The following is a 13,060-nucleotide window of genomic DNA, read 5'->3' on the forward strand; positions in this document are numbered from 1 at the left end:
ATGGTGATCACCGATGCGGCGGGCGGCCCGGTCCGGGTGCGGGTGTGTGCGGTCTTCTTCACGGCGCCCGCCTGGCCCTGATCCGGCGCGCGCGGTCCGGCGGCCGGCCGAGTGTCCCGTACGGGGCCGCCAGGTGCCCGCGGACGGCACGGGCGTGCCGGACGGCCTGGGCGAGCTGCTCACCGTCCGGCGGGTTCGGCCCCTGCTGCCCGGCGGCGGCCGGGTCCGGGTCGATTCCCGTCGGCAGCGTCCGGGCCTCCTCGCGCAGCAGCGGGGCCTGCTCGGCCGGGCGGCGCTGTCGCAGGGCCACCTGGCGGCAGGCCTGCCCGCAGTACCATGGAACGACCGTGCCGGTCACAGCCGTCGACGAGTGGCTGTGACCGGCACGGTCGCATCGCTCCTTCAGTGGACGCAGAACTCGTTGCCGGCCGGGTCCTGCAGCACGGTCCAGGTGAGGCCCGGAAGACTGTGCTGACCGACGACGCTCGCACCCAGGGCGACCAGCCGCTCCACCTCCTCCGCCAGGCCCGTGCCCGGCGCGACGGCGAAGTCGACGTGCACACGGTTCTTGCCCTGCCGCTCCTCGGCCACACGCTGGAAGCCCAGGGCCAGCGGCTGCGCGCTGACGATGACGAAGTCGCCGTGGTCCTCGGCGATCTCGCCCCCCAGCGCAGTGGCCCACCACCGGGCCAGCTCCTGGGGCTGCGAACAATCCACGGTCATCATCACTGCTGCCAGACTCATGATCGCCACCCTAGCCGCGACCACCGACAACGATCGGCGCCAGCCGGTCACAGACCTGCAGGCCAACGACCGCCGAAAGCCGCCTTTGCCCTACCCGAGCGGCTGTGACCAGCGCTTTCGTCTCGGGTCACCGGATGGCTCAAGTGGCGTGGCGCGTCCGGCCCGTGGCGGAGCCCGGACGTGGAGCACGGGCGCGGACCGCACCCCGCTGCCCTGGTGACCGCGCGGTCGCTGCTCAGGTGCACGCACGAGCCTCCACGCGGGCAGCGGCTGCCGGCTGCGGCCGACCACACGGCCCCGCCGCCGCCCGGTGGGCGTGAACCTGGCCCTCGGCGTCGGGTGCGGGGGCGGGCGGTGCGGGAGGGGTGGGGGAGAAGCGGACCTCTCGGGGCTGCGCTCGTCGCCGAAGCGCCGGGTGAGGATGCCGTAGGGCTCGGGGCGGCGGCCCGTGATCCAGCGCCAGCCGGTGCGGTCGACCGGCAGCCGGACGTTGAACTCGTTTGCAAGGAAGGCGAATTCGCGGCTGGTGTGCTGGGCGGATTCAATCGGTCGGAGTGGAAGATCACGGGCCGGGTCGGGCGGCGGGTGCGGCAGGCGGCCTGGAGGGCGTCGGCGACCAGGTCGGTCCGCAGGTGGTCGGCGGTGGCCCGGCCGACGACGCGGCGGGAGGCGATGTCGATGGCGGTGGCCGGGTGGAGCCGGCCCTCGTCGGTGGGGATGTAGGCGGTGTCGCGCACCAGCGCGCATCGAGGTCCGCTCGGTCGGGTGTGAAGTCGCGCAGGACCAGGTCCGGCCGGGTGGCGGCCTGCGGGTCGGGGAGTGTGGTGCGGTGGCGCCGTCGTCGGTGCCGGCCGGCCGGGCCCGCCTGGCGCATCAGCCGGGTGATGCGGCGGCGCCCGCACCGGTCGCCGCCGCGTCCGAGGGCGGCATGGACGCGCGGGGCGCCCCCGTAGGTGCCGCGCGAGGCCGCGTGGACCTCGGTGATCTTGCCGGTCAGTTCCGCGTCGCGGACCGCGCGGGGGCCGGGGGCTGCGGTGGTGTGCCGGCTTGTCGGCTGTCCGGTTGGTTGGTGGCGGGTCTGTGGCCGGTCGTCGCGGCTGTGGGGCTGTCGTTCGGCCTGTCGGGTTGTTGTCGGGGGTGTGGTGTGGGGTGCGGGGCCGGTGTTGTGGTCCGGCTCCGCACCGTGGGTGGGCTACTCCTTGACGACGTTCTCGGCTTGGGGGCCCTTGGGGCCTTGGACCGTGTCGTAGCTGACCCGGTCGTTCTCGTACAGTTCCTTGAAGCCCTGGGTCTGGATCGCGGAGAAGTGGACGAACACGTCGGGGCCGCCGTCGTCCTGCTCGATGAAGCCGAAGCCCTTCTCCGCGTTGAACCATTTGACCTTGCCGGTTGCCATGGTGCTCTCCTGCGTGGTGGTCGGTGGGCCGTGCTGGTTGCGGGCGGCCTGTAGGGGGAACGATCCGGGGGCGCGCCCGTCACGCGCGGTCCTGCGCCTCGTCACGCGCCGCCGCGTGTCCGGGGGCGGGGTGCGTCCCGCCCCCGGGGCTGTCGGGTCCCCCTTTCGGCGGCGGCTGCCCGGCGGTAGGGCCGCCCGGCCACCGGGGGCGGGGTGTGTTCCGCCCGGGAGGCTGTCGGGTCACCCTTTCGGCGGCGGCTGCCCGGTGGTAGGGCCGCCCGGCCGCGTTTCGTTGGGGCGGTCCGGGGCTGGTTTCCCCGGGTGGCGGTGGGTGAGGAATGGGCGGATCGGGTGGGTCCCGGTGGCGGTTGCTGTCGTGACGGTGTGTCAGCCGTCCCGGTGTCCGGTCGCGAGTGGTTGTCGATTCGGCGGCGTGGCGGGCCGGTTGTGTGTTGGTGGTGTGGGTATGGCCGGGGGCGTGGTGCGGTGCGTGGTGCGTGTTGTTCTGGAGGGGGTGGTCGCGGGGCGGGTTCTGTTGCGGGTCTGGCCTGTGGCTCGGTGTCGCTGTCGTGTTCGTGTCGGTGGTTCGATTTGGTTCGGTCTCGTGTGCGGGGTGCTTGGTCGCTTACCAGGGGATGGTGCCTTGGTCGTTGAAGAAGGCGCCGGACGGGCCGTCGTTCGGGAGGGTGGCGAGGCGGATGGCGGTGGCTGCGCCTTGTTCGGGGGTGCGGTTTCCGAAGAAGCCGGTGAAGTCGGTTGCGCACAGGCCGGGGCAGGCGGCGTTGATCAGGATGTCGGTGTCGGCGAACTTGCGGGCGTATTGCACGGTCACGGCGTTGAGGAGTGCCTTCGACGGCGCGTAGGCCGCCATGATCGCTCCGAGTTCGGTGTTCGGGTCGGCCTGGAGGGTGGTGGAGCCGACGCTGCTGGAGATGTTGACGATGCGAGGGGAGGACGAGCGGCGCAGTAGCGGGAGCATGGCGTTCGTCACCCGGATGACGCCGAGGACGTTGGTCTCCATGACAGTGCGGAGCAGGTCGAGGTCGAGGGCCGTGGGGTCCTGTACCCAACCCGGGCCCATCTCTCCGGAAATGCCCGCGTTGTTGACCAGTACGTCGAGGCGTCCGGCCTCACGCTCGATCAGCTTCGCGGCCTCGGTGACGCTCTGGTCGTCGGTCACCTCCAGCGGCACGCCGAAGGCCTCGGTGCCGGTGGCGCGCAGCTTCTCGACGGCGCTTTCGAGCCGGGCCGCGTTCCGGGCTGCGACGGCCACGCGGTATCCGAGGGCTCCGAGGCCGGAGGCGATTGCGTAGCCGATTCCCTTGTTCGCGCCGGTGACCAGCGCGGTCTTCGTTTCGCTCATGCCGTCCATGCTCGCTCCCGGGTGGGTGCGCCGGCCAACACCGGTCGGGTTCGCTGTGATACCCGGTGGGTATCGCAGGGGTAGGCTGTCGTGGTGGACGTCTTGGAGACCCGTGAGCTGAGGTATTTCGTGGCCGTCGCCGAGGAGTTGCACTTCGGCCGGGCCGCGGAACGCCTGGGCATGGCCCAGCCGCCGCTGTCGCGGGCGGTCCAGCAGCTCGAACGGCGTCTGGGTGTGCGCCTTCTGGAACGCAACCGCCGCGGTGTTGCGCTGACCGATGCGGGAGCGGTGCTGCTGCACGAGGGCCGGGCGACGCTGGATGCGGCCGCCGCCGCCGCGCGCCGCACCCGCCGCGCCGGCGGAGCGGACGGCCTGGGCGGGGGGCGTACCCGTCTGGTGCTGGCGGTGAAGACCGCCGCGGTTCACGAACTGCTGCAAAGGCTCCTCGACGCCTACGCGGCCGTGCCCGGCGCCGTTGAGGTCGAGGTCCTGCAGTGCGGCATGTGCGACCAGGAGGCGCGGCTGCGCGACGGCAGTGCCGACGTCGCGCTGATGCACGTGCCGTTCAACTCCCTCGCCGGGTTCGACAGCGAGGAGCTCATGACGGAGAAGCAGTTCGCCGTCCTGCCGGCCGGCCACCCCCTGGCCGCGCGCAAGGCCTTGTCCCTGGCCGACATCGGCAACGTCCCCGGCCTCCCACCGGCGCGTTGGCCCCGTCACGGCGTCTACGCGGCCGGTCCCGGTCCCGAGATCCGCGATCAGACGCAGTTGGCGCAACTGGTCGCCCTGGGCCGCACGGTCGCCGTCGTGCCGGATTCCGCGCGTGCCTGGCTGTGGTCCGAGCACGCCGCCGTCCCCGTGACCGACGCGCCCCCTGTCGTCACCCATATCGCCTGGCCCGCGCACAGCCGCTCACCGGCCCTGGCCGGCCTGGTCAGGACCGCCGTACAGCTCGCATCCTCCCGGTAGCCGCCGGTGGGGGCGGACGGTTCCTGACGCCCGGCGCGGAGCCTGGCCAGGGCGCACCGGCCTCCTCGCGTTCGACGGGCATGCCTTGATCGAAGCGGGCCCCGGCCCGAGCGGGGGCGGCCGGGTGGGGTGTGTTGACGGCGCGCCGGCGGTTCCGGGCGGACTCGGTGGGCTTGAACGGCGCGCGGTCACAGTGGAGCGTCAGGAGATCGACGGTCAGCGTCGAATCACGATCTTCGAGGATGCCGTGGCCCGTTCGGTGGACCACGGGATCGGTCAGCTTGAGGGCGTCCTGTAGACCGCCCGGATGCGGCCGGGAACTGACCCGTCTCATCGAACTTTGACGGTGTCTCAACGACGTTTGACCGGTGCCGCCATCATGCAGCTTGGCCTTGGCCCGCTAGAGGATCCGGCGCCACCAGGACCGTGCGACAGGGGACGCAAGGGCTTCGGTGGTGGCGGGGCCGACGCAGCCCTCGATCGGGACGTCCCACTCGATCACAGCGCCGGGGAACCAGGTGACCGGCTTGGTGTCACCACGTGCGTTGGCCCAGGCGGCGGCCCGTACGGCAGCCTCCCGGCCAGGCAACAGGCCGCGTTCGTCGGTCCCCACGCCGAGCTCCAGCAGGCCGCGTTCGTCGGTCCCCACGCCGAGCTCCAGCAGGCCTTCCTCGTACAGGTCGTTACAGAGCCAGCTGTGGAGCAGGCCGTGGCGTAGCCGAGTACCTCCCAGCCGAGCTCGCGCGCGTCCTCGGCCACCTCCCGGCCGGGCCTGCCCGTCCGGCTGTCGAGGTGCGCGAGCAGCACCGGTTCCTCCGTCCCGGCCGTGAGAATGTCGGCGACGAAGCCACTGACATGGTCGGAGGGCACCATCAGGGCGTACAGGCGGGCCCCAACAGGCACCTGGAGAGACAAGCAGGCCGTCAGCGCTTCCGGCGCGGTACCGAACCGGCAACCGTCCTCCGGAAGCCGGTCGATCAGGCAGTCGGATGCCGTGGTCAGCCGCTCCGTACGGGGCACACCCGAGCCCTTGATCGGCTCGGGTACCGCGAGGAAGTAGCCGGCGAGCAGCATCTCGCTGGGCACGTCGACGCCGGAAGGAAGACCCTCGATCATGCCGGCACCGTACCTGACCTGCGATGTCAAAGTTCGATGAGACGGGTCAAGAACCGCACAGCGTGAGCTGCGGTGCCCGGAGGCTGTTGCGGGGGGTTGTCGCGGCCCCCTGTCGCGTCGGGTGCTGTCGTGGTCTGTGACCTGCGCGGATACCCGCGATCTCCCGTTTGTGGTCGGGGTGCGACAGTTCGGCGTGACAGGCCCCGGACGGAGGGGGTTGCCCCGGGGCGGAGGACCGCGGAGGTCGGCACGGGGGGCAAGAGTAGAATGAGGCCCACGGCCGAAGGGGGCGCGATCATGGGGGGCGACGTGACGGAGTCCGCGGGTTTCGGGTGCGCGGCATGCTGCGCCGAGGACGCCGTGGTGGCGCGGGCGCACCACCGGAGCCACACCGGGGTCCGGGTCGAGAGGGTGATTCAGGACGACTCGCACTTCATCGTCTCCGTCCAGCGCTGCGGCCTCTGTTCGCAGGCCTTTGTGAGCGTCTTCACCGAGTACGTCGACTGGGTCGCCTCACGGGATGCGCAGTACCGGACCGTGCTGCCGATCACGGACGCCGAGGCGGACGACCTGATGGCGGGGCGGTTGGGCCCGCACCGGGTCGGGGCCCTGGGACACGGCCGCCGCCATCTGCAGAGCGACTGGCCGAGCGAGGCCGACGAGCCGTCCGTGTACTGGGACAGCGGCGTCTTCGAGGTGCGTGAGGGGTACTGACCCGGACAGCCCCTTGCAGGCCTTGTCGGTCGGTGCGATGTTGTTTCGCCGCCGGGCGCTGGGGGCGATCCGGACAGCGGGTGGGGTGGCGGGTTCGGTGGCTTGCCGACCTGGCCGGTGTCCGGCGGCCGCTACTCCCGGCGCCTGCCGGTTCAGTTGTTCCAATAGGTCGGCAGCGAGGCCAGGAACAGGCCGCCGCCGCCGAGGAGCACCACCTGGGTGATCGCGCAGACCCAGGCCCGCAGGACGGTCGCGAGCAGCGCGGAGGCCGCACAGGACCAGGCGAGGAAGGAGACGGCCTAGCCCTGGTAGGAGGCTCCGTCCGGATTCGCCATGCCGGGGTAGCCCATCCAGTCGGCCGTCCAGACGCCGTCCGCCCCGAAGAACAGGTAGTAGCAGATGATCAGCAGGTCGCTGCATGCCAGGAAGAAGGTGGCGACAAGGTCGGCGGTGCGGTGGTCCTTGGTCCTCTTTAACGTCAACATGCCGCTACAGAAAGCCCGGCGCAGCGCCTCGATTGCCGCTACCGCCGGCGGGGCCGGTTCGGCCGGCCCTGGCCCGCCGGTGCGCGGTGGCTGACACCCTGGCACGCACCCTGCTGCGCGGAAGCCTGGGTGCCGAGCACCACGGCTCGGCCTGGGAGTTCCGGGTGCGCCACGCCCGAGCTCTACCCGGTGAAGGACCGCACCCCGTGACCGGCCGCATCGCCGCTGTCGCGGGGGCTGTCATCCTCCTGTCGCGTTGAGTGCTGTCGCGTGTCGTGTTGTGACGGTGGTCACCTTCGCGGGTGCGGGTGTAACGCGTCGTGTCCGCCATCGCGTGCCTGGGACGATGACACGTTCGAGAAGAGGGGACCGCCCGGTGGGGGATGTACCCGCGGACTTCCTGGTTCGCCCATGCCCGTAGCGACCAGCTGTACCGCACGCCTGCCCGCTGACCGGCGACCGCCACCTCGCCGAGGACCTCGTCCAGGAGACCCTGGCCAAGACGTTCAGCTCCTGGCGGACCGCTCCCAGGCGCCCGTCGCCTACGCCCACACCGTCCTGGTGCGCACCTTCGTCTCCGTACGCCGCCGGCGCGATCGCCTTCACCGCCGCCCCGACCCCGACCCCGCTCGCCCCGGCCGGCTCCCCGGCCGCGAGCGCGCCGCCGGCCCCCACCCCCTCCGCGCAGCCGCCGGCCGGCGGCCCGAGGTCGGGTACCGTCGCCGAGCAGCTCGCGTTCTTCCTGCCGCCCGGCACGACCGGCTCCCCCTACAACCTCGGCACGTTCGTCGACGGGCGCATCACCTCCGCGAACCCCTCCGGCCACCTGGCCGAGGGCGGCGTCGTGTACGACGACGGCCGGGGCAAGGTGCTGGTCTCGGTGGGCGTCACCGACGACGTGCGCCAGGAGGAGTGGGCCTGCTACCCCCAGTCGCGGACCTGCCCCGAACTGCTCGACGACGGGACGGCCGCCAAGGTCCAGCGGATCGACGCCGTCAACACGACGAGCTCCCTGCGAGTGGTCGTGCGCCGCAACGACGGCCGCGAGGTGTGGGTGAAGGTGGCCAACACCGACCGGCTCCACTCGCCCACCGCCCTTCCCCCCACCCGGGCGGACCTCGCGTTCACCGTCGACCAGCTGCGCGCCATCGCCCTCAGCCCCCACTGGAGGCGCTGACCCGCCGCCCCGGGCCCGCCTGCCGCCCCGGGCGCCGTGTCGGCCGCTGTGGCGGGCCCGCCGGCTGCGCCGGCGGCGACCTGTACTACCCCCGCGCCGGTCCTGCCCGACGGCTACGGTCTGCGCTTCACCGCCGTCACCGACGGGCTGCAGGGCAACAACTGCGGCCCCGGACGCTGCCGGTCACCGGGTTCGCGGCCGAGGTTGTACGCCGGCTTGGGGTAGAGCTGCCCGTCGCCACCGGGCACCATCTCGCGCCCCGGGGCCGCCTCGATCGCGGCGGCGGCCCGCTCCAGCACCGCGCGGTGGCCGTACTCCTCCTACCGCCCGGCAAGAGAACGCACCCACCCCGCAGCCCGCCGACCCGCCTCCGCCGTCTCGGCCAGCACCTCGTTCACCGCCTGCCGCAGCCCGCGCTGCGCCTGGTCTTCCTCGGTTTCGGGCTCGGGCAGGGGCGGTGCGGTCACATTCGTCACGCCCGGTGAACTCACCGGCCCCCGCACGGGTCACGCCGTGAGTTCCGCGTCGGCCTTCGGCGCCGAGTGGGTGCCGGACGGGGGTGGCAGTCCGTGCTGGTCCGGGTTCCTCGAGGCGGGGCGTGTCGGTGGGGACGGCGGCCGGGAGTACGGCGACGGCCGGGCGCGGGTCCACCGCTCACGGGAGGGACTCGGCCGGGGCGGTGTGCGTGGCGGTCGGCTGTTCCCGCCATGCGTGGACGCTCAGGGAAGTGGCACCCAGAGCGAAGAAGCCCGACGCGGAGTAGAGCATCAGGACAAGGGCGGTGAGCCAGAAGAAGCCGGTGTCGCCCCAATAGGCGTCGGCGCCGACGAGCGAGGCCAGTGAACTGACGACGGTCGCGATCGCAGCGATGACGGCCATCAGGACCGCACAGACCGCGGCCGGTATCCCGGGCAGGACACCGAGCAGCACGTTCAACTCGTCGTTCCTCGTGATGGAGAGGATGTAGACGCCGGCCAGGAGCAGCGCGCATGCGGTGGTGTAGGAGCTGTTGGCGCCGTTCCAGCGCAGGAGGTCCGGCACGTCGCCGACAGGCGGGCCACCGAAGATGGACCGCAGGTTGGCGGCGAGGACGCTGACGAAGAAGTACGTCGCTGCCAGCCACAGGGCCTGAAGAAGGACGACCGACACCGTCGTGAGCGACGCGAAGACCTTCTGGTGTACCGGGATGCGACCCAGGTGCCGGACGCTGAAACGGACGGCGGCCGTGATCGTGCGCCCGCCTCGACGTGCGGCCCGGTAGCCGTCACGGCAGCTCAGGTACCACATCCTGGCCGTGATCGCCGTGGCGATGACTACGGCGATCATGCTGCCTGCCCCCAGCCAGGAGCCGGTGAGGCCGCGGATGATGTCCCAGACCTGCAGTGGGTCCGGCAGCAGACTTGCGTTCTCGGCGAGGTTCGCCACCGCTTGTTCTCTCCCATCTCAGGGCTCCGGACCCGCGGGGGCCGGGAGCGACGACAGTGCGGGGGTGGGCCGGGGCCCCGCTGTCGGCGGGGCCCCGGGAGGTCGCAATGAGGCGGCCGGCTCAGCGGCCGCGGCCGTCGCACGCCTTGCAGTCGCCGCTCCCGCGGCAGCTGTCGCACTTCCACACACCGCGGAAGCCGGAGCCCCCGCACGTCGTGCACTTCCCCTTGCCGCTGCAGCGCTTACACATGGTCAGTCCTCGTCTCGTTGGTGAATCGGGTGGTGGCCGGGTCGTTCCCGAACGCCCGGTTCGGTGCTGTCACAGGTTGACGGTGCCGCTCCAGCCGGCCTTCGGCAGGAGGTTGTTGTAGTAGTGGTTCGGGAAACAGGGAGATGCCCGCGGGCTTCGGGTCGGGCAGGCGGGCCGAGCGGAAGGCCCACCCGATGTGGCCGACCGGGCGGGCGGGGAGGCGGCCGTCGAGGTCGACGGAGTTGGGTGCCAGGATCAGGCACACCTTTCCGCCGCCGGCGGCTTCGGCGCTGCCGGCGGCGATCACCGGTGCGACTGCGCCGGAGAGCGCCACGGCGAGGACGGTCAGGACTGTGCGACGCGTTCGGAACGTCGATCGGGACATGCGAGGATCTCCTTCTGCGAGAAGGGAATTGATGGTGGACCAGTGCGTGCTGCCCGCTGCGATCAACCCTGATCCCAGGCAGGGGACTTCTCCAGACCCTGCGGTGGACGGTCGGTTGCAGTGCCAGTTGCACCATCTGCGACCTGCTGTTTCACCACCGGACTGCAACAGGTCGCGCGGAAGGGGGAACGTCGTATGGAGGACCGCACGGCGGGGGAGACGGAGTTCATCGACTCGGCCCATGCACTGGTCCAGGCTCTCGACGCCTGGGCGTCCTGCCTTGGAGGGGTGCTCCAGGACCGCCTGCCCTCTCGCCAGGCCGTTCTTGCCCGGCTCAGGGACGTGAAGCCGAGAATCGACGGCTCTCTCCTGACCCAGTGGCTGAAAGGGCGCAATATGCTGCTGGAGAAGGGAGCGCGTGGCGGGCGGGTGCCGGAGGTCCAGGACGCCCACCACCTCGCGTCGGTCTTCCTGCTCGAGGAGGAGGAGACCGACTGGTTCCCGAGGGTACGAGATGTCCTGAGTCCTCACACGACAGCGCCGCCCCTGACCGATCGTTCCCCGCCACACCCCCGCTGACCTGCGGCGGGGAGTTCGGGCACCCCCGCTGACCTGCGGTGGTGAGTTTCGCCGTCCAGTCGCTGGGTTCTGCGTCCGGGATCGGTGAGTTTGCCCGGCCCGGGCGGCCACCGGCCAGCGAGCCCCGGAGATCTGCACAGGCCAGGGGCCGATGAGAACGGGACCGGTGCCGTTCTCACCGGCCCGGGGCTGCTTCGTCCGGGTGGACGGGCGGTTGGCCGGGTGGGCGGGTGGGCAGAGCCTTCGCGATCCTGCTGAACCCGCTCGGGGGTGGTGGGTGGTTCGTGCCTCCGGCGGGGTGTCGTTTCGGTGGAGCGTGTCAGGGTTCGGGTGTCGGGCGGCGGGTTCAACGGCGGGTTCAGGTGTCCTGCGCCTGGGGCGGGGCGGGTGGATGGGGGAGGACGAGGGTGGCGAGGGCGCCGCCGTCCGGGGCGTTCGTGAAGGTCAGAACGGCGCCGAGCACCGCGGCGTGGCCGGCGGCGATGGTGAGGCCCAGGCCGTGGCCGCGGCCGCGTTCGGCGGCGCCGGTGCGGAAGCGCTGCGGCCCGTCGGCGAGGAGGTCGTCCGGGAAGCCGGGGCCGTGGTCGCGCACCGTGATCCGGGCGCCGGTGACGGTGACCTCGACGGGCGGCGCGCCGTGCCGGTGGGCGTTGGCCACGAGATTGGTGACGATGCGCTCCACCCGGCGCGGGTCGGTCGGGACGACGGCGGGGGCCTCCAGTCGAAGCCGGGTGTCGCCGTCGGCCTGTCCGGCCGCGTGGGCGAGGAGTTCGCCGAGGGGAACCTCGTCGACCCGTGCCCGCTCGGCACCGGCGTCCAGGCGTGAGACCTCCAGCAGGTCCTCGACCAGGACCCGCAGCGCGCGCACCTGCGTGCGGACCAGGCCCGCTGCCTCGTCGTCCTCCGGGAGCAGGCCAGCCGCCGTGACCAGGCCCATCAAGGGAGTGCGCAACTCGTGGGCGACGTCGGCGGTGAAGCGTTTCTCCGCGGCCAGCCGCGCCTGCAGTGCGGCCGCCATCGCGTCCACCGCCGCCGACATCTCGGTGATCTCGTCGCGGGCCCGGCCCCGCCTGCCGATCCGGGCGTCGAGGTCCCCGTCCGCGATCCGCCGGGCGGTACGGGAACCGTGGCGCAGCCGCCGGTTCATCCGCTCCGCGACGAGAGCAGCCGCGGGCACGACGACCACGAGCGCGGCGAGCGCGGCCTTGACGATGCTGCGGTCCAGGAGTTGGAGACGGCGCACCTCGGCGCTCCTGTCGGTCCGCACGACGATCACCTGGTCGTCGCCGACCGGGGCCGCTGCCCAGAGCCAGTACCAGTTCGGCTCCTTGACGTCGTACCAGAGCGCATACGACCCGGACCCGGGTGCCTCCAGGCCGGCGACGGCCTGCGCCAGCGGTGCCGGCAGATCGGCCACGGTCCGCAGGTCCGCGAAGGCCGGGCGGCGGCCTGTGAGGGAGAACTCCTTCTGCGCGGCGGCCACCTGCGCGGCCGCCAGGTCGCGGCCGGCCCGCTCACCGCTCTGGGCGGTCGCCCGGTGGACGAGCACCCCGATCACGGCGGCGACCGCGCAGCAGGCCAGTGCGACCAGGGCCGCGACCTTCCATCGCAGGGAACGCGGGTCGAACAGCCGCGTGGCCATCCGCTCAGCTCCGTACGAGTTTGTAGCCGAAGCCCCGGACGGTCTCGATCCGGTCCGCTCCGATCTTCTTGCGCAGCCGCACCACGCACAGGTCGACGACCCGGGTGTCGCCCTCCCAGCCGTAGTCCCAGACGTCGCGCAGCAGACGACGGCGGTCCAGGACCGCGCCGGGGTTCTCGGCGAAGGCCAGCAGCAGGCGCAGTTCGGTGGGTGTCAGTGGGACGGGTCGCCCGTCCAGGCGCACCTCCAGGCCGCGCAGGTCGACGCTCAGGGTGCCGAAGACGAGGAGGTCGGGTGAGGAGGGGGCCGTCGGGGGTTCCGGGGGCGGCGCCGTTCCAGCGGGGGCGGCCGGCGCGTCCGCGGCCCGTTCGTCGTGGGTGGGCTGCGGGGCGGGGCCCCGGTGGAAGGTGGCGCGGCGCAGCAGGGAGCGGATGCGGGCGACGAGGACGGGGATGTCCACGGGCTTGACCACGTAGTCGTCCGCGCCGGCCTCCAGTCCGGCCACGACGTCGAGGGCGTCGCCGCGGGCGGACATCATCAGGATCGGGGTCAGGCTCTCCTCGCGGATCCGTCGGCACAGGCTGATGCCGTCGAGGCCCGGGAGCATCACGTCCAGGATCAGCACGTCGTGCGCCCCCGCCCGGAACGCGTCCAGGCCGTCGAGTCCGTCGCCGGTGACGTCGACCTGGTAGCCGTAGCGTTCCAGGGCCAGCTGCACCGAGCGGCGGATGACCGCGTCGTCCTCGACGAGCAGTACGCCGACCGGGTCGGGCACGCGAATGGCGGACAAGAGTTCTCCGATGTGTTCGCCCGGG

General features: G+C 72.3%; 15 protein-coding genes and 1 pseudogene. 4 read left to right on the forward strand and 12 right to left on the reverse strand.

Annotated elements, in window-relative coordinates:
* Positions 1 to 58: 58 nt before the first annotated feature.
* From ACWGB8_RS12840 to ACWGB8_RS12865, 6 genes and pseudogenes are all read right to left on the reverse strand, one after another.
* Complete coding sequence (locus ACWGB8_RS12840) at positions 59 to 310, reverse strand: hypothetical protein (protein WP_452212993.1); 252 nt, start codon at positions 308 to 310, stop codon at positions 59 to 61.
* 92 nt (positions 311 to 402) lie between these two features.
* The gene (locus ACWGB8_RS12845) at positions 403 to 744 is read right to left on the reverse strand and encodes a VOC family protein (protein ID WP_452212994.1); all 342 of its coding nucleotides are present in this window, start codon (positions 742 to 744) and stop codon (positions 403 to 405) included.
* A gap of 47 nt (positions 745 to 791) precedes the next feature.
* Positions 792 to 1,646 carry a DDE-type integrase/transposase/recombinase gene (locus ACWGB8_RS12850; protein WP_452212996.1) on the reverse strand — a complete coding sequence of 285 codons (855 nt, stop codon included), beginning with the start codon at positions 1,644 to 1,646 and terminating at the stop codon, positions 792 to 794.
* Positions 1,589 to 1,741: pseudogene (locus tag ACWGB8_RS12855) on the reverse strand (IS3 family transposase); the annotation flags it as partial. The pseudogene ACWGB8_RS12855 and the gene ACWGB8_RS12850, both read right to left, overlap by 58 nt.
* Before the next feature lie 195 nt (positions 1,742 to 1,936).
* Complete coding sequence (locus ACWGB8_RS12860; protein ID WP_452212998.1) at positions 1,937 to 2,140, reverse strand: cold-shock protein; 204 nt, start codon at positions 2,138 to 2,140, stop codon at positions 1,937 to 1,939.
* A 625-nt stretch (positions 2,141 to 2,765) separates the two neighbouring features.
* A complete protein-coding gene (locus ACWGB8_RS12865) occupies positions 2,766 to 3,503 on the reverse strand; it encodes an SDR family oxidoreductase (protein WP_452212999.1) in 738 nt (245 codons plus the stop codon).
* Between the two features lie 93 nt (positions 3,504 to 3,596).
* On the opposite strand from ACWGB8_RS12865, the gene ACWGB8_RS12870 reads away from it, so the two are divergent.
* Positions 3,597 to 4,472 carry a LysR family transcriptional regulator gene (locus ACWGB8_RS12870; protein WP_452213000.1) on the forward strand — a complete coding sequence of 292 codons (876 nt, stop codon included), beginning with the start codon at positions 3,597 to 3,599 and terminating at the stop codon, positions 4,470 to 4,472.
* 498 nt (positions 4,473 to 4,970) lie between these two features.
* Here ACWGB8_RS12870 and ACWGB8_RS12875 read toward each other — a convergent pair whose 3' ends face one another.
* Positions 4,971 to 5,588 carry a hypothetical protein gene (locus ACWGB8_RS12875; RefSeq protein ID WP_452213002.1) on the reverse strand — a complete coding sequence of 206 codons (618 nt, stop codon included), beginning with the start codon at positions 5,586 to 5,588 and terminating at the stop codon, positions 4,971 to 4,973.
* A gap of 411 nt (positions 5,589 to 5,999) precedes the next feature.
* Here ACWGB8_RS12875 and ACWGB8_RS12880 point away from each other — a divergent pair, with 411 nt between their 5' ends.
* Positions 6,000 to 6,302, forward strand: a complete 303-nt coding sequence (locus tag ACWGB8_RS12880) for a hypothetical protein (protein WP_452213004.1) — start codon at positions 6,000 to 6,002, stop codon at positions 6,300 to 6,302.
* Between the two features lie 299 nt (positions 6,303 to 6,601).
* Here ACWGB8_RS12880 and ACWGB8_RS12885 read toward each other — a convergent pair whose 3' ends face one another.
* Positions 6,602 to 6,787 (reverse strand): hypothetical protein, encoded by a 186-nt coding sequence (locus tag ACWGB8_RS12885; protein WP_452213006.1) that lies wholly within the window; start codon positions 6,785 to 6,787, stop codon positions 6,602 to 6,604.
* An 844-nt stretch (positions 6,788 to 7,631) separates the two neighbouring features.
* Between ACWGB8_RS12885 and ACWGB8_RS12890 the strand changes: the two genes are divergently transcribed.
* Entirely contained in the window at positions 7,632 to 7,964 is a 333-nt protein-coding gene (locus ACWGB8_RS12890; RefSeq protein ID WP_452213007.1) for a hypothetical protein, read from the forward strand.
* A gap of 654 nt (positions 7,965 to 8,618) precedes the next feature.
* On the opposite strand, the gene ACWGB8_RS12895 is transcribed toward ACWGB8_RS12890, so the two are convergent.
* Together ACWGB8_RS12895 and ACWGB8_RS12900 are read right to left on the reverse strand one after the other, a co-directional pair.
* A complete protein-coding gene (locus ACWGB8_RS12895; protein ID WP_452213009.1) occupies positions 8,619 to 9,389 on the reverse strand; it encodes a hypothetical protein in 771 nt (256 codons plus the stop codon).
* Between the two features lie 242 nt (positions 9,390 to 9,631).
* Positions 9,632 to 10,024, reverse strand: a complete 393-nt coding sequence (locus ACWGB8_RS12900; protein ID WP_452213011.1) for a hypothetical protein — start codon at positions 10,022 to 10,024, stop codon at positions 9,632 to 9,634.
* Positions 10,025 to 10,219: 195 nt separating this feature from the next.
* On the opposite strand from ACWGB8_RS12900, the gene ACWGB8_RS12905 reads away from it, so the two are divergent.
* Entirely contained in the window at positions 10,220 to 10,603 is a 384-nt protein-coding gene (locus ACWGB8_RS12905; RefSeq protein ID WP_452213013.1) for a hypothetical protein, read from the forward strand.
* Positions 10,604 to 10,961: 358 nt separating this feature from the next.
* Here the strand turns inward: ACWGB8_RS12905 and ACWGB8_RS12910 are convergent, their stop codons facing one another.
* Both ACWGB8_RS12910 and ACWGB8_RS12915 read right to left on the reverse strand, forming a co-directional pair.
* A complete protein-coding gene (locus tag ACWGB8_RS12910; RefSeq protein ID WP_452213015.1) occupies positions 10,962 to 12,245 on the reverse strand; it encodes a sensor histidine kinase in 1,284 nt (427 codons plus the stop codon).
* 4 nt (positions 12,246 to 12,249) lie between these two features.
* Positions 12,250 to 13,035 (reverse strand): response regulator transcription factor, encoded by a 786-nt coding sequence (locus tag ACWGB8_RS12915; protein WP_452213017.1) that lies wholly within the window; start codon positions 13,033 to 13,035, stop codon positions 12,250 to 12,252.
* Positions 13,036 to 13,060 lie beyond the last annotated feature (25 nt).

The sequence above is a fragment of the Kitasatospora sp. NPDC054939 genome, from assembly GCF_053610105.1.

Bases quoted from the DNA above. Each gene is read 5' to 3' on its own strand.
- ACWGB8_RS12845 (WP_452212994.1), bottom strand. From the start codon at position 744: ATGAGTCTGGCAGCAGTGATGATGACCGTGGATTGTTCGCAGCCCCAG.
- ACWGB8_RS12860 (WP_452212998.1), bottom strand. From the start codon at position 2,140: ATGGCAACCGGCAAGGTCAAATGGTTCAACGCGGAGAAGGGCTTCGGC.
- ACWGB8_RS12865 (WP_452212999.1), bottom strand. From the start codon at position 3,503: ATGAGCGAAACGAAGACCGCGCTGGTCACCGGCGCGAACAAGGGAATC.
- ACWGB8_RS12875 (WP_452213002.1), bottom strand. From the start codon at position 5,588: ATGATCGAGGGTCTTCCTTCCGGCGTCGACGTGCCCAGCGAGATGCTG.
- ACWGB8_RS12885 (WP_452213006.1), bottom strand. From the start codon at position 6,787: ATGTTGACGTTAAAGAGGACCAAGGACCACCGCACCGCCGACCTTGTC.
- ACWGB8_RS12900 (WP_452213011.1), bottom strand. From the start codon at position 10,024: ATGTCCCGATCGACGTTCCGAACGCGTCGCACAGTCCTGACCGTCCTC.
- ACWGB8_RS12905 (WP_452213013.1), top strand. From the start codon at position 10,220: ATGGAGGACCGCACGGCGGGGGAGACGGAGTTCATCGACTCGGCCCAT.
- ACWGB8_RS12910 (WP_452213015.1), bottom strand. From the start codon at position 12,245: ATGGCCACGCGGCTGTTCGACCCGCGTTCCCTGCGATGGAAGGTCGCG.